Origin of the sequence: Sulfitobacter sp. PM12, from assembly GCF_045586035.1 — a bacterium.
GTDB lineage: Bacteria > Pseudomonadota > Alphaproteobacteria > Rhodobacterales > Rhodobacteraceae > Sulfitobacter > Sulfitobacter pontiacus.
This window is the reverse complement of record NZ_CP151529.1, coordinates 1,176,080-1,194,383: the sequence shown is the minus strand read 5'-3', so window position 1 is coordinate 1,194,383 and position 18,304 is coordinate 1,176,080. Positions and strand designations below refer to the sequence as shown.

The 18,304-nt window shown below is 61.5% G+C and carries 15 protein-coding genes and 1 tRNA gene; 12 read left to right on the top strand and 4 right to left on the bottom strand.

Annotated elements, in window-relative coordinates:
* Nucleotides 1-51 precede the first annotated feature (51 nt).
* The 8 genes from AADW22_RS05720 (at nucleotide 52) to AADW22_RS05685 (ending at nucleotide 7,261) form a co-directional block, all read left to right on the top strand.
* Complete coding sequence (locus AADW22_RS05720) at nucleotides 52-1,125, top strand: BMP family ABC transporter substrate-binding protein (protein WP_407474433.1); 1,074 nt, start codon at nucleotides 52-54, stop codon at nucleotides 1,123-1,125.
* A 132-nt stretch (nucleotides 1,126-1,257) separates the two neighbouring features.
* Nucleotides 1,258-1,623, top strand: a complete 366-nt coding sequence (locus tag AADW22_RS05715; RefSeq protein ID WP_005852060.1) for a hypothetical protein — start codon at nucleotides 1,258-1,260, stop codon at nucleotides 1,621-1,623.
* A gap of 68 nt (nucleotides 1,624-1,691) precedes the next feature.
* The gene (locus tag AADW22_RS05710) at nucleotides 1,692-3,077 is read left to right on the top strand and encodes a PepSY-associated TM helix domain-containing protein (protein ID WP_407474432.1); all 1,386 of its coding nucleotides are present in this window, start codon (nucleotides 1,692-1,694) and stop codon (nucleotides 3,075-3,077) included.
* A gap of 87 nt (nucleotides 3,078-3,164) precedes the next feature.
* Nucleotides 3,165-3,779: a glutathione S-transferase family protein gene (locus AADW22_RS05705; RefSeq protein WP_005852056.1), complete on the top strand. Its 615-nt coding sequence runs from the start codon at nucleotides 3,165-3,167 to the stop codon at nucleotides 3,777-3,779.
* A 104-nt stretch (nucleotides 3,780-3,883) separates the two neighbouring features.
* Nucleotides 3,884-4,969, top strand: coding sequence for an NAD(P)/FAD-dependent oxidoreductase (locus AADW22_RS05700; protein ID WP_407474431.1), 1,086 nt, complete (start codon nucleotides 3,884-3,886; stop codon nucleotides 4,967-4,969).
* On the top strand, nucleotides 4,966-5,616 hold the full coding sequence (locus AADW22_RS05695; RefSeq protein WP_407474430.1) for a DUF938 domain-containing protein: 651 nt from the start codon (nucleotides 4,966-4,968) through the stop codon (nucleotides 5,614-5,616). Before AADW22_RS05700 ends, AADW22_RS05695 begins: the two co-directional genes overlap by 4 nt.
* Before the next feature lie 4 nt (nucleotides 5,617-5,620).
* Nucleotides 5,621-6,403 (top strand): GH25 family lysozyme, encoded by a 783-nt coding sequence (locus AADW22_RS05690; RefSeq protein ID WP_407474429.1) that lies wholly within the window; start codon nucleotides 5,621-5,623, stop codon nucleotides 6,401-6,403.
* A 90-nt stretch (nucleotides 6,404-6,493) separates the two neighbouring features.
* Nucleotides 6,494-7,261 carry an HNH endonuclease gene (locus AADW22_RS05685; protein ID WP_407474428.1) on the top strand — a complete coding sequence of 256 codons (768 nt, stop codon included), beginning with the start codon at nucleotides 6,494-6,496 and terminating at the stop codon, nucleotides 7,259-7,261.
* A 9-nt stretch (nucleotides 7,262-7,270) separates the two neighbouring features.
* On the opposite strand, the gene AADW22_RS05680 is transcribed toward AADW22_RS05685, so the two are convergent.
* The 4 genes from AADW22_RS05680 to AADW22_RS05665 form a co-directional block, all read right to left on the bottom strand.
* The gene (locus tag AADW22_RS05680; RefSeq protein WP_407474427.1) at nucleotides 7,271-9,763 is read right to left on the bottom strand and encodes an FAD-dependent oxidoreductase; all 2,493 of its coding nucleotides are present in this window, start codon (nucleotides 9,761-9,763) and stop codon (nucleotides 7,271-7,273) included.
* Between the two features lie 205 nt (nucleotides 9,764-9,968).
* Nucleotides 9,969-11,381 carry an FAD-binding oxidoreductase gene (locus tag AADW22_RS05675; protein WP_407474426.1) on the bottom strand — a complete coding sequence of 471 codons (1,413 nt, stop codon included), beginning with the start codon at nucleotides 11,379-11,381 and terminating at the stop codon, nucleotides 9,969-9,971.
* A 30-nt stretch (nucleotides 11,382-11,411) separates the two neighbouring features.
* Nucleotides 11,412-13,220: a gamma-glutamyltransferase gene (gene ggt / locus AADW22_RS05670; RefSeq protein ID WP_407474425.1), complete on the bottom strand. Its 1,809-nt coding sequence runs from the start codon at nucleotides 13,218-13,220 to the stop codon at nucleotides 11,412-11,414.
* Between the two features lie 81 nt (nucleotides 13,221-13,301).
* Entirely contained in the window at nucleotides 13,302-14,288 is a 987-nt protein-coding gene (locus tag AADW22_RS05665) for a D-glycerate dehydrogenase (protein WP_037954222.1), read from the bottom strand.
* Nucleotides 14,289-14,414: 126 nt separating this feature from the next.
* Here AADW22_RS05665 and AADW22_RS05660 point away from each other — a divergent pair, with 126 nt between their 5' ends.
* The 4 genes from AADW22_RS05660 (at nucleotide 14,415) to AADW22_RS05645 (ending at nucleotide 18,049) form a co-directional block, all read left to right on the top strand.
* Nucleotides 14,415-14,921, top strand: a complete 507-nt coding sequence (locus AADW22_RS05660; protein WP_005852039.1) for an SH3 domain-containing protein — start codon at nucleotides 14,415-14,417, stop codon at nucleotides 14,919-14,921.
* A 70-nt stretch (nucleotides 14,922-14,991) separates the two neighbouring features.
* Nucleotides 14,992-15,981: an NADPH:quinone reductase gene (locus AADW22_RS05655; RefSeq protein WP_407474424.1), complete on the top strand. Its 990-nt coding sequence runs from the start codon at nucleotides 14,992-14,994 to the stop codon at nucleotides 15,979-15,981.
* Nucleotides 15,982-16,274: 293 nt separating this feature from the next.
* Nucleotides 16,275-16,349 (top strand) — tRNA-Gln (locus AADW22_RS05650).
* 245 nt (nucleotides 16,350-16,594) lie between these two features.
* On the top strand, nucleotides 16,595-18,049 hold the full coding sequence (locus AADW22_RS05645) for a hypothetical protein (protein ID WP_407474423.1): 1,455 nt from the start codon (nucleotides 16,595-16,597) through the stop codon (nucleotides 18,047-18,049).
* The last annotated feature ends 255 nt before the right edge of the window (nucleotides 18,050-18,304 follow it).

Below are 18,304 nucleotides of genomic sequence, written 5' to 3'. Positions count from 1 at the left end.
GGCCTATCTTCAAGCGCCGGATAAAAGGCGCGTTACTCAGGGGACTACGTTATGAAATTCACCACACTTATGGCCAGCGCGGCACTGGCGCTTGGGCTTGCGGGCGGCGCATATGCCCAAGACAAGACCAAAGTCGGCTTTGTCTTTGTCGGCCCCGTCGGCGATGGCGGCTGGACCTATGAACACAACCAGGGCCGTCTGGCTGTCGAGAAAGAATTCGGCGACGCTGTCGAAACCGTCTTTGTTGAAAACGTGGCCGAGGGCCCCGATTCCGAGCGTGTGATGACGCAGATGGCGCTGGACGGCGCGGACCTGATCTTTACCACGTCTTTTGGCTATATGGACCCGACCATCAATGTCGCGGGCAAATTCCCGGATGTGAAATTCGAACACGCCACCGGCTACAAGCGTGCCGATAACGTGTCGACCTATTCCGCGCGTTTCTACGAAGGTCGCGCCATTCAGGGTCACATCGCCGGCAAGATGACCAAATCGAACATCATCGGCTATATCGGGTCCTTCCCGATCCCCGAAGTGATCCGTGGCATCAACTCGGCCTATATTCACGCCAAGAAGGTGAACCCCGATGTCGAGTTCAAGATCGTCTGGGCCTACACATGGTTTGACCCCGCCAAAGAAGCAGATGCGGCCAAGGTTCTGATCGAACAGGGTGCGGATGTTGTCCTGCAGCACACCGATTCCACAGCACCTCAGGCGGCGGCGCAAGAAGCGGGCGACGTTATCACCTTTGGTCAGGCGTCCGACATGGCGCAATACGCGCCCAAGCCGCGCGTCTCGTCGATCATTGACGATTGGGCCCCCTATTACATCGCCCGCACCAAAGCGGTCATGGATGGCACCTGGGAAAGCAAAGACACATGGGACGGCATCGGTGCCGGCATGGTTGGTATCGGCGAGATTACGGACGCCGTGCCTGCCGACGTGAAAGAAGAAGCGCTGGCGCTGAAAGCATCGATCGCGGATGGGTCCTACCACCCGTTCACCGGCCCGCTGAAAAAGCAGGACGGTTCCGATTTCCTGGCGGAAGACGAAACAGCCGATGACGGCACGCTGGCGGGCATGAACTTCTATGTCGAAGGCATCAAGGGCGACATTCCGAACTAAGCCGGACACTGACCTGACACGATCAAAGGCCTCGCATCCGCGGGGCCTTTTTTGTTGCGAAATCACCGCGGTGCCCCGTCTTGCGACAAAACGCATCTGGTGCGGGGCGACCAAGCTGCCTACAGAAGGTACATGCGCTTTCTGCCCGCCTTCCCCTGCCAACTGCTTGCCACCGTTCTGGTGCTGCTGTCGCTTGCGACATCGGGGTTTGCGCATCGTTTCGCGCCCGTAGACCTGTCGCCCGAGCTGCAAGCCTATGTTGCCAATGGCGGCGCGCTGGCGGACCTATGCGGCACCGGTGATAGCCCGCACTCAGGCAATATGGCCGATTGCAAGACCTGCCGCCTGATCGGTGCCATGGCGCTGCCCGAAGCGGTCACCGGCCTGCCCGTTCCCGTGCTTGAGAAAACGCAAACCCTGCGCTTTGTGGCGAAACGGCTGCTGCACACACGCAAGCCTGACCCCAGCCGGCTAACCCGCGCCCCGCCCCAAGTCTGAACATCTATCCCATCTGTTCATTCTTTCCGCCTGCCAATGATGCAGGCCCTTAGGCTTGGAGCCCTCATATGACGACCCCTACCCAAACCACGCAACCCGACGGCGGCGTGAACAAACTCTACTTTGCTGCATGGCGGTGGCATTTCTATGCGGGGCTGTTCGTGCTGCCCTTTCTGTCGGTTCTCGCCATAACCGGCATGGCGATGCTGTGGATCGCCTGGATTGACGGGCGCGACGGTGAATTTACCCCGGTGACCGTGCAGGAAACCGCCCTGTCAGTCTCGGCACAGTCGCAAGCCGCGGTCGAGGCCGTGCCCGGCGGCACGCTGGTGCAATATGTGGCCCCACGCGCGCCTGATCTGGCGGCCCTGTTCCGCGTGGACCACGATGGGGATGCGGTGATGGTTGCGGTTGATCCCTATACGGCCAAGGTGATCGAGAGCTTTCCGCGTCGGTCCGGCTGGTATGATTTCGCGGATGGCATCCACAGTGATCTGATGCTGGGGGTGACCGGTGATCGCATGATTGAAGCCGCGGCCTCGATCGCCTTGGTGCTGATTGCCACGGGGCTTTATATGTGGTGGCCGCGTGGTGCAGGCTGGCGCGGGACGCTGGTGCCACGTTTCACCAACGGCCGTGCGATGTGGAAATCACTGCATGGCGTTGTGGGCATCTGGGTATCGGCCTTTCTGGTGCTGTTCCTGATCTCGGGCCTGTCCTGGGCGGGCATCTGGGGCGGCAAGATGGTGCAAGCCTGGAGCCAGTTCCCCGCCGAGAAATGGGATGCCGTGCCCCTCTCGGACGACATCCATGCCAGCATGAACCACCACCGCCGCGAGGTGCCTTGGGCGCTGGAACAAACGCCGATGCCTGCCTCTGGGAGCGCGGCTGGGGAGGCGGGCATTGAAGGGGCCGTCACGATTGACAGCATCGATGCATTGGCGCGCGAGATCGGCTTTGACGCGCGCTATCAGATGAACCTGCCGCAGGACGATACCGGCGTCTGGACGCTGAGCCGCGATTCCATGAACACCGACAGCACCGACCCGATGTCGGACCGCACCGTGCATATCGACCAGCACAGCGGCAATATCCTCGCCGATGTGCGCTATGCCGATTATTCGCTTGCGGGCAAAGCCATGGCGGTGGGGATTGCGCTGCACATGGGCACCTTGGGGCTGCTGAGCGTGCTGGCCAATACGCTGGTCTGCCTGTCGGTGCTGTTCCTCTGCGTCAGTGCGCTGGTGCTTTGGTGGAAGCGTCGCCCTACCGCCGCTGGCCGCCTCTCCGCCCCGCCCATGCCGTCAGAGCTGCCGTTGTGGCAGGGTGCCGTGCTGGTCGGGCTGTTCGTGTCGATGGCCTATCCCATGGCCGGGGCCGTGCTGCTGAGCGTGCTGGCGGTCGATGTGTTGATCCTGTCGCGCCTACCCGCGCTGCGCCACCGTCTGACATGACCTCAAGCCCCCGCGTCGCTTGTCAAATACGGCGCGGGGGATGCATGCCCACTACCCATCCGCCTGCAACACGCTATCATCAGCGTCATGATCAAAATCCACCACCTTAACCGGTCCCGCTCTCATCGCATTTTGTGGCTGCTCGAAGAAATCGGCGCGCCTTATGATGTCATTCCCTATACCCGCGATGCCAAGACCAACCTCGCCCCGCCCGAGCTAAAGCTCGTGCACCCCTTGGGCAAATCCCCCATGGTCGAGATCGACGGCACGCTGATCGCCGAGAGCGCGGCCATCACCGAGGTGCTTTGCACCCGTTTCGCGCCGCAGATGATCCCCGATCGTGACAGCGCCGCCTATCTGCAACACCTTGAACTGATGCATTTCGCCGAAGGGTCCGCGATGACGCCGATCCTGCTGAACCTCTATGTCAGCCGTTTGGGCGACGCCGGTGCGCCGCTGCATCCGCGCATCGCGTCTGAACTGGACAACCACTACAGCTACATGAACAGCCGCGTGCGGGCCTCGGGGCATTTTGTGCAGGATACGCTGTCGGCGGCGGATATCATGCTCAGCTTTCCGGCAGAGATCGCGATGCAGCAGGGCCGCGCCAAGGATTATCCCGCACTCGCTGGCTTTGTCGAGATGATCCACGCGCGCCCCGCCTATGGTCGCGCCACCGCGCGCGGCAAGACCGATGCCTAACCGCGCGGTTGCACGTCCCACCGGCCCATGTCACCCATAAGCAAAGAGCTTGGGGCCGGCGGGACAGGCCTGCGCGAAACCAGTGCAAGGGACAGGGGGGACCTATGACAGAAAACACATCCGATATCCTTGTGATCGGCGGCGGCATCGCGGGCATCTCGGCCGCGGCGCGCCTGTCTGGTGATGCAAAAGTCACGGTGATCGAAGGGGAAAAAGCGCTTGGCTATCACGCCTCTGGCCGGTCGGCCGCGCTGATCGAAGAGAATTACGGTGCGCCCTCTGTGCAGGCGCTGAACAAGGCCACCGTCGGCTACCTGCGCGACGGCGGCTACCTGTCCCCGCGCGGCCTGATGATCATCGCCGACCGCCACGAGGAAGAGGCGTTTCACAGCGATCTCGCCCATATGGGGGTCGAACAGATCACCCCCGACGATGCGCTGCGCCTTGTGCCGATCCTGGCCGCCGAGCGCATCGCCTTTGCCGGCTACCACGCTGACGCCCATGATATTGATACCGACCGTCTGCTGCAGGATTTCGCCAAAGAGCTACGCGGCAATGGCGGGCGGATTGAAACCGGGCATCCCGTCACATCCATCACCCGTACGGGCCCTACGTGGAAGGTCACCGCAGGCCCGCACATCTATCACGCCGCAAAACTGGTCAACGCCGCCGGGGCTTGGGCCGACCAGATTGCCATTCTGGCCGGTGTGCCCCCCATCGGCATCACCCCTTACCGCCGGTCCATGGCCCGCATTGCGGCACCGGGCGGGCATGACCTCTCGCGCTGGCCGATGTTCTTTGGCGTGGGCGAAACATGGTACGCCAAGCCCGACGCGGGCGCGCTGCTGATCTCGCCCGCTGATGAGGACGCGACCGAACCGCAGGACGCATGGGCCGACGACATGGTGCTGGCCGAAGGGCTGGAGCGGTACCAGAATATGGTCGCCGTGCCGCTGACGAAACCCATCGCAACATGGGCGGGGCTGCGCAGCTTTGCCGTGGACCGCACGTTGGTGCTGGGCCCCGATCCCGCCCAGCCCGACTTCATCTGGAGCGCAGGACAAGGCGGCTACGGTTTCCAGACCAGCGCCGCCGCCTCGCAACTGGTGGCCGATCTGACCCTCGGCAACGCCCCGTCGCTGCCCGATCCGGTGGTCGAGGCACTGCGCCCCGATAGGCTGCGCGCATGACAGCCAAGCTTCCCCCAAGCGCCAGCGTCGCTCTGCCCACCCGCGGTGCCATGCTGCACGCCCCCGCCGCCGACCGGAACAAAGACGCCCTGTGTGACCTGCTGCGTGACCATGCACCTCAGACAGGTCGCGCGCTCGAGATTGCCAGCGGGACGGGGCAGCATATCGCCGCCTTCGCCCGCGCCCTACCCGATCTGTACTGGCAGCCGACCGAGCCCGCCCCCGACCGCCGCGCTAGCATCGACGCCTATATCGCCGAGGCCGGGCTGACCAACGTCGCCCCCGCCGCCCCGCTGGATGCAACAGCTGCGGGTTGGCACAAGCTATTGCCACCGCAAGACCTGATCTTCCTCGCCAACCTGCTGCATCTGATCCCGACAGAGGCCGCACAGATCCTCATCACCGAAGCCGCGCTTGCGCTCGCCGCCGGTGGCACGTTGGTCCTTTATGGCCCGTTCCGCCGCGAGGGTGTGCTCACCTCCGACGGAGATGCGAAATTCGACGCCGAGCTGCGCACCGCCGATCCTGCGATCGGGTACAAGGATACGGTCGACATCACGCGTTGGCTCAGCGATGCTGCACTAAGCCCGATCGACAGGATCGACATGCCCGCCAATAATCTGGCCTTTATCGCACGAAAGCCGTGACCCTATGCCCCGACTTCGCGTTCTTGCCCTCCTCTCTGCCCTTACCCTTTCGGCCTGTGGTGCGCCGCAACTCTCTGTCCCTGTGGGGGATGTGACGGCGGCCAATTTCGGCGACCGCAAGCCGTTCGACTGGCCCGGCCAAAGCCCCGACCGCTATGCGGTGCACGGCATTGATGTGGCGCGCTTCCAGCAGCCCCTGAACTGGGGCGAGGCCCGCGTCTCCGGCGTGAACTTCGCCTTCATCAAAGCCACCGAAGGCGGCGATCTGCTGGACCCGATGTTCCAGAACCACTGGGACGGTGCCGGCCGCGCCGGTGTCGCCCGCGGGGCCTACCACTTCTATTATTTCTGCACGACGCCCGAGAAACAGGCCCGCTGGTTCATCGAAAACGTGCCCAAAGCGCCGGGCATGCTGCCCCCCGTGCTGGATCTGGAGTGGAACCCCTTTTCCCCCACCTGCACCCTGCGCCCGCCCGCCGATACCGTCCGCCGCAACGCCCAGACCTTTCTAAGCATCCTGCGCGCGCATTACGGGCAGCAGCCCGTCGTCTACACCACGCCGGAGTTCTATGCCCAGAATGACATGGGACGTCTGCGCGGTATTGAATTCTGGCTCCGCTCCACCGCCGCCCACCCGTCCGAGAAATACCCCGACGAGCGCTGGACCTTCTGGCAATACACCAGCACCGGCCGCGTCCCCGGAGCCGCCGGCGACATCGACATCAACGTCTATGCCGGTAGCCCCAGCAGTTGGGACAACTGGCTCGTGCGGCGTCAGGTGCGGTAGATCGCCGCTACAATCTAGCAAGGCAAGACCTTTGACATTGCAACTATAAATTGAACCTGGCAGGGTTTTCCGAACGAAAACGGCAGGTATATGACGACACGTCGAAATTGGACCGAAGACGAGGTCACTGAGGCTTTGTCACTGTATCTGCGGCTTCCTTTTGGCAAGTTCCATTCCGGCACACCGCAGATCATCCGCATGGCAGAACGGATCGGACGCACGCCATCGGCCGTGGCAATGAAACTGTCCAATCTTGCCGCGCTGGATGACACGATGCCGCAAAGGGGGCTTGGCAACCTTTCTGCGATGGACCGGCAAGTCTGGGCGCGGTTCCGGCAAGACCCCTCTATCGTATTTAATGCCTATGAAGCGCAGATCTTGCCGTCACCCCAGCAGACACCCGGTTTTTCCGAGCAGCGGCAGGCAAACTGGATCGCAAAGCAATGCGAAGTCACTGAACGTACTGTTGTGCAGCGGCGCGGACAAAGCTTCTTCCGCGAGATGATCCTGAACAACTATCGCTCTCGCTGTGCCCTAACGAGTATCGACGATACGCGCCTGCTGACCGCAAGCCATATCGTCGGGTGGCAAGAGGACGATGCTCAACGATTCTACCCCGAAAATGGCATTTGCCTGAACGCCCTTCATGATCGCGCCTTTGACCGACATCTGATCAGTTTTGACGATGATTACCGCATGATCATGGCCGATGATTTGCCCGCCGAATCTAAACGCAAACTAGCTACCGGGACCTCCGAAAGGTTACAGTTACCAGAACGGTTCCTGCCCGACCCTGCGTATCTGGAGCATCACCGGCAGCGCATGGCCGAGCGGCAGAACAGGCCGCCGCTCGATTAGGTTCAAGCGTCACCCATCCACACGGATCGTTGCGTTTTTCGGGTCATAGGGGCTGTCCTCCACCACTTCGGCGTCCCATAGCTGGTCGAACATCTTGACCTTCAGCTTTGTGCCAACCACCGCGATGTCGGGTTTGACGTAGCCCATGCCGATGGATTTACCGAAGGCCACCGAATACCCGCCCGAGGTCAGGCGGCCAACGCGGGTGTCGCCGTGATACAGCACTTCGCGGCCCCAAGGGTCGGCGTCGTCGGGCCCGTCGATCAGCAAGGTCACACATTTGCTGCGGATACCATGGGCCTGCATTGCGTCCTTGCCGTGGAAATCCTTGGACAGGTCGACAAAACGCGGCAGATCGGCCTCTAGCGGGGTGGCATCGCGGCCCAGTTCATTGCCGAAAGCGCGGTAGGATTTCTCTTGCCGCAGCCAGTTCTGTGCCCGCGCGCCGACCAGTTTCATCCCGTGTTTCTCACCCGCCTTCTCCAGCAGATCGAACAGGTGGTTCTGCATCTCTATCGGGTGGTGCAGCTCCCAGCCGAGCTCTCCGGTATAGGCGACGCGGATGGCACGGACAGGGACCATCCCCAGCTCGATATTGCGCATGGTCAGCCAGGGGAACCGCTTGTTGCTCAGCACCGTGTCGGGGTCCGCATCCTTGATGACCTCTTTCAGGACATCGCGCGATTTGGGGCCCGCGATGGCAAAGACACCCCATTGCGTAGTCACGTCATGACATTCGATATACCCGAATTCGGGCGCTTTATCGGCGATGGCCTTGCGCAGGAAATCACTGTCATAGGCCGTCCAGGCCCCAGCGGACACAAGGTAGTATTCATCCTGAGCGAGCCGCACGATGGTATATTCGGTGCGCGTGGTGCCGTTGATCGTCAGCGCATAGGTCAGGTTGATGCGCCCGACCGAGGGCAGCTTGTTGCAGGTGAACCAATCCAGAAAGGCAGTGGCCCCCGGCCCCTTGACCAGATGTTTGGTAAAGGCGGTCGCATCGATCAGGCCCACGCCCTCGCGGATCGCCTTGGCCTCATCGACCGCATGCTGCCACCAGCCGCCGCGCCGGAAGGACCGGCTGTCATGGTCATTGAACCCCAGCGGCGCAAAGTAGTTCGGGCGTTCCCACCCGTTCACATGGCCGAACTGTGCGCCACGGGCCGCCTGACGGTCATAGGCAGGCGAGGTACGCAAGGGCCGACAGGCGGGGCGCTCCTCATCCGGGTGGTGCAGGATATAGACGTGCTCATAGGCCTCTTCGTTCTTGCGCGCGGCATATTCGGTGGTCATCCAGTCGCCATAGCGTTTGGGGTCCAGCGACGCCATGTCGATCTCGGCCTCGCCCTCGACCATCATCTGCGCAAGGTAGTAGCCCGTGCCCCCCGCAGCTGTGATCCCGAAAGAGAACCCTTCGGCCAGCCACATATTGCGCAGGCCGGGTGCCGGACCGACCAGCGGGTTGCCGTCGGGCGTATAGCAGATCGGCCCGTTGAAATCGTCCTTGAGGCCGGAGTCCGCACAAGACGGGACGCGGTCGGCCATCGCCATATACTGATCCGCAATCCGGTCCAGATCCAGCGGAAACAGATCGGCCCGGAAGCTGTCCGGCACCCCATATTCGAACCGCGCAGGCGCGCCGCGCTCGTAGATGCCCAAAATCCAGCCGCCCCGCTCTTCGCGGGCGTAGGATTCATTGTCGGCGTCGCGCACCACCGGATGCTCCGGATTGCCGTCGGCGCGCCATTTGACCAGCTCGGGGTCCTGATCCATCACGATAAACGTATGTTCGACCGGGATGGCAGGCATCTTGATGCCCAGCATCTTGGCGGTGCGCTGCGCGTGGTTGCCGCTGGCGGTGACGACATGCTCGGCGGTGATCACGACCTGCTCGTCCGAGGGGACGAGGTTCCCGCCCTTCTCGACCATCTTGGTGATGGTAACCTCCCACGCCGCGCCATTCCAGTGAAAGGCATCCGCCTGCCACTTGCGCTCGATCGCCACGCCCCGCTGCCGCGCGCCCTTGGCCATCGCCATGGTGACATCGGCGGGGTTAATGTAGCCATCCGTCTGGTGGTACAGCGCGCCTTTCAGATCGTCGGTCTTGATGAGCGGCCATTTCGCCTTGATCTCGTCCGGCGTCATGAAGGTATAGGGCACGCCGCAGGTCTCGGCGGTCGAGGCATAGAGCATGTATTCGTCCATGCGCTCGTCCGTCTGCGCCATGCGCAGGTTCCCCACCACGGCAAAGCCCGCGTTCAGGCCGGTCTCTTCCTCAAGCGTCTTGTAGAACTTGATCGAATAGTCGTGGATGTGGGTCGTCGCATAGGACATGTTGAAATAGGGCAACAGCCCTGCCGCGTGCCATGTAGACCCCGAGGTCAGCTCGTCCCGCTCAAGCAGCATCACATCGTCCCATCCGGCGCGGGCCAGATGATAGGCAATCGACGTGCCAACGGCGCCGCCGCCCACAACCAGTGCTTTGACTTGAGTTTTCATGAATCCAATGCTCCGCCAGAATAGGTCTTAGCGACATTTAGCAGTCCCCGCGCAAAACGCAGAACCCAGCCGACCAAAGACAGCACAAATGCGACCAACGTCGAAAAACTCGCGCGCAGGCCGCTTCCAAATGGTTAAAATCCCCGCCGGAGGCATCGCATCCCTGCCGGTGGCAGGGATCGATATACAGCCCGCGCCGTCCCGACTACGCCAGGGATTCGGGAAGAATCTTGCCCGGGTTCATAATGTTATCGGGGTCGAGCGCCTGTTTGATCGCGCCCATGACGCCCACTGCCGCTCCCAGTTCCTTGACCAGATAGGGGCGTTTGCCCTGTCCGATGCCATGCTCCCCCGTGCATGTCCCCTCCATCGAGATCGCGAGATCGTTGAGCCAGCTGATGAAGTCTTCGGCGCGGGCGACTTCATCCGCGTCGTCCATATCCAGCAGCAGCGAGGCGTGGAAATTGCCATCGCCTGCGTGGCCGACGATGGGCGCGATCAGGTCCAGCTCTGCTGCTTTGGCGTTCGCGCGCCCGACCGCTTCGGCGAGTTTTGAGATCGGCACACAAACGTCGGTCGCCACCGCCTTGCAGCCCGGGCGAAGGGCCAGCATCGCCCAATAGGCATCATGGCGCGCTTGCCACAGCTTGTTGCGTTCCTCCATCGTGGTGGTCGCCTGATAGTCGGTGCCGCCGTTTTCATCGGCGAGTGCGGCGAATGTCTCGGTTTGTTCGACCACACCGGCGTCAGAGCCATGAAACTCCAGCAGCAACATCGGCGTTTCGGGCAGCGACAGTTTGGCATAGCCATTCACCGCGCGCACAACCATCGCGTCCAGCAGCTCTATCCGTGCGACGGGCAGCCCGTATTGGATCACGCTTTGCACGGTTTCACAGGCCGCCTCGACCGAGGGGAAGGAACAGCGGGCAGAGCTGATCGCCTCGGGGATGCCTTGCAGCTTCAACGTGATTTCGGTGATCACGCCCAATGTCCCTTCAGAGCCCACCATCAGACGCGTCAGATCGTATCCGGCGGATGATTTGCGCGCCCGTGCGCCGGTGCGGATCACCGTGCCATCGGCCATCACCGCCTCGACCGCCAGCACGTTGTCCTTCATCGTGCCATAGCGCACCGCATTGGTGCCCGAGGCCCGCGTCGCCGTCATCCCGCCAAGCGAGGCATTGGCCCCGGGATCAATGGGAAAGAACAGGCCCTGATCGCGCAAATGGGTGTTCAATGCCTCGCGGGTGACGCCGGGTTGCACGCGGCAATCCAGATCGCCGGCGTTGACCTCGACCACAGCGTCCATCTGCGTGACGTCAATCGACACGCCCCCCGCGGGCGCATTCACATGCCCTTCAAGCGAGGTGCCGGTGCCGAAGGCGATGACCGGCACCTTATGCGCGGCGCAGACCTTCACCACAGCCGCGACATCGTCGGTCGAGCGGGCAAAAACCACAGCATCGGGAGCCTGATTTCTGATCCAGGTCGTCGTATGCCCGTGCTGTTCGCGGATCGCGTCGCCCGTCTGGAAGCGTTCGCCGAATTGCTGCTTGAGGATACCCAAAGCGGTGTCGATCCCGGTCTCGTTGCGGGGCATGTCGGTGGCCTGTGCCATATGGTCTTTCCTTTGGTTCAGAATGGGCGATCACTCGCCAAGGGCAATGCCTTCGCGGCGCGGGTCAGCCCCGCCGCGCAGGTCATCGCCAATCGAAATCATATGCAACCCCGAGGTCAGCGCGCGGGTGTTCACCTCATAGCCAAGGCCGGTCAGCGCATCGGCCATCGCGGCGGCGTCGGTGCCTTCCTCAAGGTCGTAGGGGCCGAAACGGTTGATCGCATGGGGCAGTGCGGTGGCCTGTTGCACATCCATTCCCCAATCCAGATGCGCGATGATTGCGCCCGCGACATAGCCGATGATGCGGCTGCCACCGGGGCTGCCCACGGCCAGAACCGGCGCGCCATCTTTCATCACAATCGTCGGTGCCATCGACGAGCGCGGGCGTTTTCCCGGCTCGACCCGATTGGCAATCGGCACGCCATCGGTATGCGACCGGAAAGAGAAATCCGTCAGCTCGTTGTTCAACAAAAACCCGCGCACCATCAGTCGGCTCCCAAAGCCGTTTTCGATGGTGGTGGTCATGCTCGCGACATTGCCCATGCTGTCCACGATCGACACATGCGAGGTCGACGGCAGCTCGATAGAGATATCATCGGCAAAGTTCAGGGCATGGTCAAAAGCGGGCGCGCCCGCGGTGACTTCCGGCAGCGCATCGTCGCCCTGCAACAGCTTGGCGCGTTCCGCCAGATAGGATGGGTCGAGCATACCGGTCACCGGCACCGGCACATAATCGGTATCGGCCACATAGCGCCCCCGATCCGCAAAGGCGAGCCGCGAGGCATCGCCGATCAGCCGCAGCACATCTGCGTCCGCCGGTCCGGCACTCAGGTCCGCATTTTCCAGCAGCCCCAGTATTTGCCCAACGGCCAGCGCACCAGAGGACGGCGGCCCCATGCCACAGACCTCATGCCCGTGATAGGGCGCGCAAAGGGCGTCGCGTTCCTTGACCCGATAGATCGAAAGATCGACCTCTGACAGCACACCGGGGTTGGTGGCCCCTTGGACAGCCCCCACGATGTCGCGGGCAATGTCGCCGGTATAGAAAGCCTCCACCCCGCGTTCAGCCATCGCCGCGACCGTGCGGGCATAATCGGGATTCTTGAGCGTATCGCCTGCCTGAACCGGCGTGCCGTTCGGCATGAAATAGGATGCTGTCGTTTCCGACGTTGCCAGCCGTTCGGCGTCATCAGCCACCAGCCCTGCTAGGCGTGGGGAAACGGCAAAGCCCTTCTCGGCCAATGCGACAGAGGGGGCCAGCAACTCGGCCCAGGGCTGGTTGCCCCATTTCTCATGCGCTGCGGCCATCAACGCAGGTGTGCCCGGCGTACCGACCGACCGCCCGCCAACGACGGCGTCAAAGAACCCCAGCGGGACACCTTGGTCGTCCTGAAACAATTGCGGCGTGACCGCCAGCGGCGCAGTCTCGCGCCCGTCCAGCGTGGTCAGCCTGCCCGATGCGGCGTCATACCAGACCAGAAACGCCCCGCCACCCAGGCCAGAGCTTTGCGGCTCCACAAGCCCCAGCATCGCTTGGACGGCGACCAGCGCGTCGGCAGCGGTGCCCCCCCGTGCCAGCACATCCGCCCCTGCCTGAACCGCATGAGGGTTGGCGGCGGCGACCATCCAGTTCCGGGCGATGACGGGTTTACCCGCATCCTTAGCCTCGAAGGCGGCGGTGATCCGCGGCGACATGCCGGTAAAGCTGCCTTGGCTGGCACCTTCGGGCGCGACACTATCGGCGGCCTGTTGCGCGAAAGCGGCCCCGCTTACAAAACCACCTATGGCGATGGCTGTGCAGGTCCGCCCGATGTACTTTACGATGTGATGTGCAAGCATGGTCCCCTCCCCGTTCCGGTGCTCGGGGTCAACCTACTTGTTTTTAGCGCCAGCGCAAATTGAACCGCACCGGCGCTGCACCTAAAGCATCGAGGGTACGACCTGATCCGGCGGACGGTGCCCGTCTTCGAAGGTCTTGATGTTGATGATGACCTTCTCGCCCATCTCTACCCGCCCTTCGAGCGTCGCAGACCCCATATGCGGCAAGAGCACGACATTGGTCAGCTCGCGCAAGCGCGGGTTGATGTCGGTGCCGTGTTCGTAAACGTCCAGCCCTGCGCCTTGCAGCTCGCCCGCGCGCAGCATCCGCGTCAGGGCGTTTTCGTCGATCACCTCCCCCCGGGAGGTGTTTACGATCACCGCGTCGGGCTTCATCAGCTTCAGGCGGCGGGCGTTCATCAGATGGAAGGTGCTGGGGGTGTGCGGGCAGTTGATGCTCATCACGTCCATGCGGGCCACCATCTGGTCAAGGCTTTCCCAATAGGTCGCGCCAAGGCTCTCTTCGATCTCGGGGCGCAGACGGCGGCGGTTGTGGTAGTGGACCTGCATGCCAAAGGCAGCCGCGCGCCGTGCGACGGCCTGACCAATGCGGCCCATCCCCAGAATACCCAAACGGCGACCGCTGACGCGCCCGCCAAGCAGCGCGGTCGGGGCCCAGCCCTGCCAATCGCCTTTTTGCATCTGTGCCATGCCTTCGGACATGCGCCGTGTGACCGCGAGAATCAGCGCCATCGTCATATCGGCGGTGTCTTCCGTCAGCACGCCGGGGGTATTGGACACCAGAATCCCGCGCTGCCGCGCTGTCATCACGTCAATATGATCGACCCCCGCCCCGTAGTTCGCGATCAGTTTCAGCCGGTCCCCCGCCTGCCCGATCAGCGCCGCGTCGATTTCATCGGTCACGGTGGGCACCAGGATATCCGCAGTTTTCATCGCCTCGCCCAGTTCAGAGCGGGTCATCGGCGTGTCATCCGCGCGCAACGTCACATGAAACAGTTCCGTCAATCGCTTTTCGACGACTTCCGGCAACCGTCGCGTGACTACAACACTTAGCGGTTGCTTTGACATTGTGGGCCTCCCAAATATGGCTTTGCACTGTGCTTGGTGGCATGGTGTCCCAAGCAGAGACGAGGCACAAGAACCTCGCAGGGCAAAACTGCATTAAATCAACGGCAACAGACCAGACAGGCAGTCATGAAACCGATGTTACGTTCCGTCCTTTTGGGCGCCCTTGCAGCCGTTCACCTGTGCACCACCCCGGTTTTCGCGCAAGAGGTCGGCCAGGTGACCAACCTGCCGGTGCCCCGTTTCGTGTCCATGAAAGCGAGCGAGGGGAACGTGCGGCGCGGGCCGTCGCTGACACACCGGATCGATTGGGTGTTCAAACATCGCGACCTCCCCCTGCGCATCACGGCAGAGCATGGCCATTGGCGCCGCGTCGAAGACCGCGACGGTATGGGCGGCTGGGTGCATTATTCGCTTTTGTCGGGCACGCGCACTGTTCTGGTGGAACAAGACCGTTTGCAGCTGCTTGTCCGCCCCGACCCCAAAGCCCCCGTCGAGGCAGAGCTTGAACTGGGCGTGATCGCGCGGCTCGGAGCCTGCGACCTTGAATGGTGTTTCCTGCGGGTCGGCGGCTATAAAGGCTGGGCCCCCAAAGCGCGGCTCTGGGGCGTGGGCCCGAAAGAGCTACGCGACTGACCGCGCAATTGCACATGCCGCGGTCTTGGGTTTAGGTGACACAACACCGTCCCCATGATCAGGAGCTCTCATGCGCGCAGTCACCTATTCCACCCTTGGCGAAGCACGCGACGTGCTGACCCTGACCGAGATGCCAACCCCTGCCCCCGCTGCGGGCGAGGTGCTGGTGCGGCTGGCGGTATCGGGCGTCAACCCGTCCGATGTGAAATCCCGACGCGGGCGCCCCGGCATGACCCATCCCCCCTTCGAGACAGTGATCCCACATAGCGATGGTGCCGGCGTGATCGAGGCCGTGGGCGACGGTGTGGACCACGCCCGCGTGGGCCAGCGCGTCTGGATCTGGAACGGGCAATGGCAGCGCCCCTTCGGCACTGCCGCTACCCATATCGCCCTGCCGCAAGCGCAGGCCGTCCCGCTGCCCGATGACGTGAGCTTTGACACTGCCGCCAGTCTTGGCATCCCCGGGCTGACCGCGGCCCACGCCGTGTTCAACGGCGGTGATGTCGCGGGGCAAACGCTGCTGATCCAGGGGGGCGCGGGCACCGTCGGCTATCTCGCCGTGCAATTCGCCGCCTGGGCAGGGGCGCGCGTTATCGCCACTACCGGAGCCAGTGGGGCCGAGCGCGCAAAATCCGCAGGCGCACAGGTCGTGCTGGACTATAGCGCCTCCGATCTGGCGCAACAGGTGCTGGACGCCAACGGTGGTGCCCCCGTCGACCAGATCATCGAGGTCGAATTCGGGGCCAATATCGCGCTGGATGCCGAAGTGATCAAACCCAACAGGCGCATCGCGGCCTATGGCTCTGCCAAGGTGATGGAACCGACGCTCCCCTTCCTGCCCCTGCTCTTTAAGGCGGTCACCATCGACATCATCCTCGTCTACCTGCTGACCGAGGCCGAACGTGCCCTCGCGATCAAGAAAACCCATCAAGCCTTGGCCGAAGGGGCGCTGCACTGCCCGGTCGAGCAGACATTCGCGCTCTCAGACACGGTCAAAGCCCATGAAGCCGTCGAAGCCGGTGCCCGCGCCGGTGCGATCTTGATCAACTGCGAAGGCTGACAGCCCTCGCACGCGACATATACTGCACCCTTGAAGCGAGGGGGACGGCGGCGGTGCGCCCCCACGCCCCCCTTACGCGCGATCACGTGTTCGCTCGGCCGCAGGATATCAGCAGCAAGACATACGGCGGCAATAGGCCCCCTGCGGCCGAGCGACCCCGCTGATCCTCCCCAATAGAACACAGCCTGCTCTGCCCCAAACACGGCTCAAGAATAAATTCCGAGATTCTCCCCACTTTTTCTCCAGAAAGGTATTGCACCCCCCCGCACTCCGGACTAATTACGCCCACACGTTGGGATGTAGCCAAGTGGTAAGGCAACTGTTTTTGGTACAGTGTACCGTAGGTTCGAATCCTACCATCCCAGCCACTTCACTTTAGATGAATAACGTAAGCACCCGGCCCATCCGGTCGCGGTATTGTTGCCCCCGTTTCCGCCCCAGCGTGATCGATACTCAAGCAGGCTAATCCTCTCCTTCGATCTGGGGGGAGACGGGGATATCTAGGGCTAAGGGGAATAGGTATAAGTAATGAATAGGAACCTAGGGAAGAGAAGGGTAACCTTACCCCTCATAACCCCTTCCCTTACACCCCTTAGACCACCTGAGGTAACCAATGGCAGACATCGAGAACCCGTGGCACAGCCGCCCCATAGACGTACACCGCTGGTCCGACCATCCAGAGGTCGTGGGACTGGCTGACGCGGTCTGGGAAGAGTATGTCGCTATTGCTCAGAAGTCGGGGCCTAAACCAAAGACAGCCTTTCGCCACCAGCTAAGGGTTCTTCTACTAGACCTCTACGTCGCATGGCTAACAGACCCGACACTCAGCATCGGGGTTTCGATGTCGTCTAACTATTGGGACACGTCATCGCGGTATAACGCTATTCACATTTCAAAAAAGATCATCCCTATCATCCAAGCGCTACATGACAACGGTCTGCTGGACCTAGCCAAGGGCAGTTATACTGCTCCAAATATCCCAGGAAACAGAACAACACGGATCAGAGCGTCTGAACGACTTCAGAAAATGTTCGATGAAGCAAAGATTCAGCGCGATGACGTAGGCCGCGTTGAAAACGAAGAACTGATTATTCTTCGAGGATCTAACGGTGGGCAACCAGTCGAATATGATGACACCGACCAAACGAACCAGATGCGAAACCAATTGAAGCGCTACAATGAGGTTATCTCAGGAGCCTTCATCGATATCCCGCTTCTTGAAGACCCCGAGGTCGACGACATACCGACGGATCATCATCATTGCAGTACTCGCCGCATCTTTAGTCGATCAGACTGGAGCTTCAATGGCCGCTTTCACGGTGGCTGGTGGCAACAAATCAGCAGCGGTTGGCGTTCCAAGATATTCATCAACGATACCCCAGTCGTCGAAGTAGACTTCCAAGGTTTACATGTCTCGATTCTCACAGTGGAGGGCGGCCTTCCCTTGGGCGGGGATCCCTATGATCTTGGCGGTGACTTGATTAGCGGAGTTCCTGCTGTACTCGAAAGGTCGATGGTGAAGAGGTTGGTCTTGACTGCGATTAACGCAGGGTCAAAGGATGCTGCCTACCGAGCGTTCAGAGATGGTTATCCTGCAAATCATTTTGCAAAGGGTCTGACCAACGCCGAACTTGAAGGCATACTCAGGGCCTTCATCACCAACTCACCGCATCTCGAAGCAAGCCTGTTTGCAGATCAAGGTATCAGGTTAATGAATCTAGACAGTCAGATCACAGCTATCATCCACGAGCATTTCACGGAGCAGGGAGTTCCTGTTTTGTCGGTACATGATAGCTATATAATCGACTACACTAGGATCGCTGAGCTGAAAGAGGTTATGGCAGCAGCATCCGAACAAGTTGTCGGCGTGCCGTTACCTACCTCGAACAAGTTTTTCGGTCTAGATGAGCAAGGCGAACGAACTTCCGATCATTTTCGAGACTATATCATTTATCGTCAAACAGCTCGGTCACCGGGCTATCTCGAAAGGCTAGCTGAGCATGAAAAACGGACAGGCGTCGAGGTCGTTCCCTATGACATCAGCTTCCGCATGAAAGACGTTTATTGAGCGACGCGATAGCGACATACTCTTCCCAGACCGCGTCAGCCAGTCCCACGACCTCTGGATGGTCGGACCAGCGGTGTACGTCTATGGGGCGGCTGTGCCACGGGTTCTCGATGTCTGCCATTGGTTACCTCAGGTGGTCTAAGGGGTGTAAGGGAAGGGGTTATGAGGGGTAAGGTTACCCTTCTCTTCCCTAGGTTCCTATTCATTACTTATACCTATTCCCCTTAGCCCTAGATATCCCCGTCTCCCCCCAGA

Coding starts and splice junctions, on each gene's coding strand:
- AADW22_RS05720 (WP_407474433.1), top strand. CDS start 52: ATGAAATTCACCACACTTATGGCCAGCGCGGCACTGGCGCTTGGGCTT.
- AADW22_RS05715 (WP_005852060.1), top strand. CDS start 1,258: ATGCGCTTTCTGCCCGCCTTCCCCTGCCAACTGCTTGCCACCGTTCTG.
- AADW22_RS05710 (WP_407474432.1), top strand. CDS start 1,692: ATGACGACCCCTACCCAAACCACGCAACCCGACGGCGGCGTGAACAAA.
- AADW22_RS05705 (WP_005852056.1), top strand. CDS start 3,165: ATGATCAAAATCCACCACCTTAACCGGTCCCGCTCTCATCGCATTTTG.
- AADW22_RS05700 (WP_407474431.1), top strand. CDS start 3,884: ATGACAGAAAACACATCCGATATCCTTGTGATCGGCGGCGGCATCGCG.
- AADW22_RS05695 (WP_407474430.1), top strand. CDS start 4,966: ATGACAGCCAAGCTTCCCCCAAGCGCCAGCGTCGCTCTGCCCACCCGC.
- AADW22_RS05690 (WP_407474429.1), top strand. CDS start 5,621: ATGCCCCGACTTCGCGTTCTTGCCCTCCTCTCTGCCCTTACCCTTTCG.
- AADW22_RS05685 (WP_407474428.1), top strand. CDS start 6,494: ATGACGACACGTCGAAATTGGACCGAAGACGAGGTCACTGAGGCTTTG.
- AADW22_RS05680 (WP_407474427.1), bottom strand. CDS start 9,763: ATGAAAACTCAAGTCAAAGCACTGGTTGTGGGCGGCGGCGCCGTTGGC.
- AADW22_RS05675 (WP_407474426.1), bottom strand. CDS start 11,381: ATGGCACAGGCCACCGACATGCCCCGCAACGAGACCGGGATCGACACC.
- ggt (WP_407474425.1), bottom strand. CDS start 13,220: ATGCTTGCACATCACATCGTAAAGTACATCGGGCGGACCTGCACAGCC.
- AADW22_RS05665 (WP_037954222.1), bottom strand. CDS start 14,288: ATGTCAAAGCAACCGCTAAGTGTTGTAGTCACGCGACGGTTGCCGGAA.
- AADW22_RS05660 (WP_005852039.1), top strand. CDS start 14,415: ATGAAACCGATGTTACGTTCCGTCCTTTTGGGCGCCCTTGCAGCCGTT.
- AADW22_RS05655 (WP_407474424.1), top strand. CDS start 14,992: ATGCGCGCAGTCACCTATTCCACCCTTGGCGAAGCACGCGACGTGCTG.
- AADW22_RS05645 (WP_407474423.1), top strand. CDS start 16,595: ATGGCAGACATCGAGAACCCGTGGCACAGCCGCCCCATAGACGTACAC.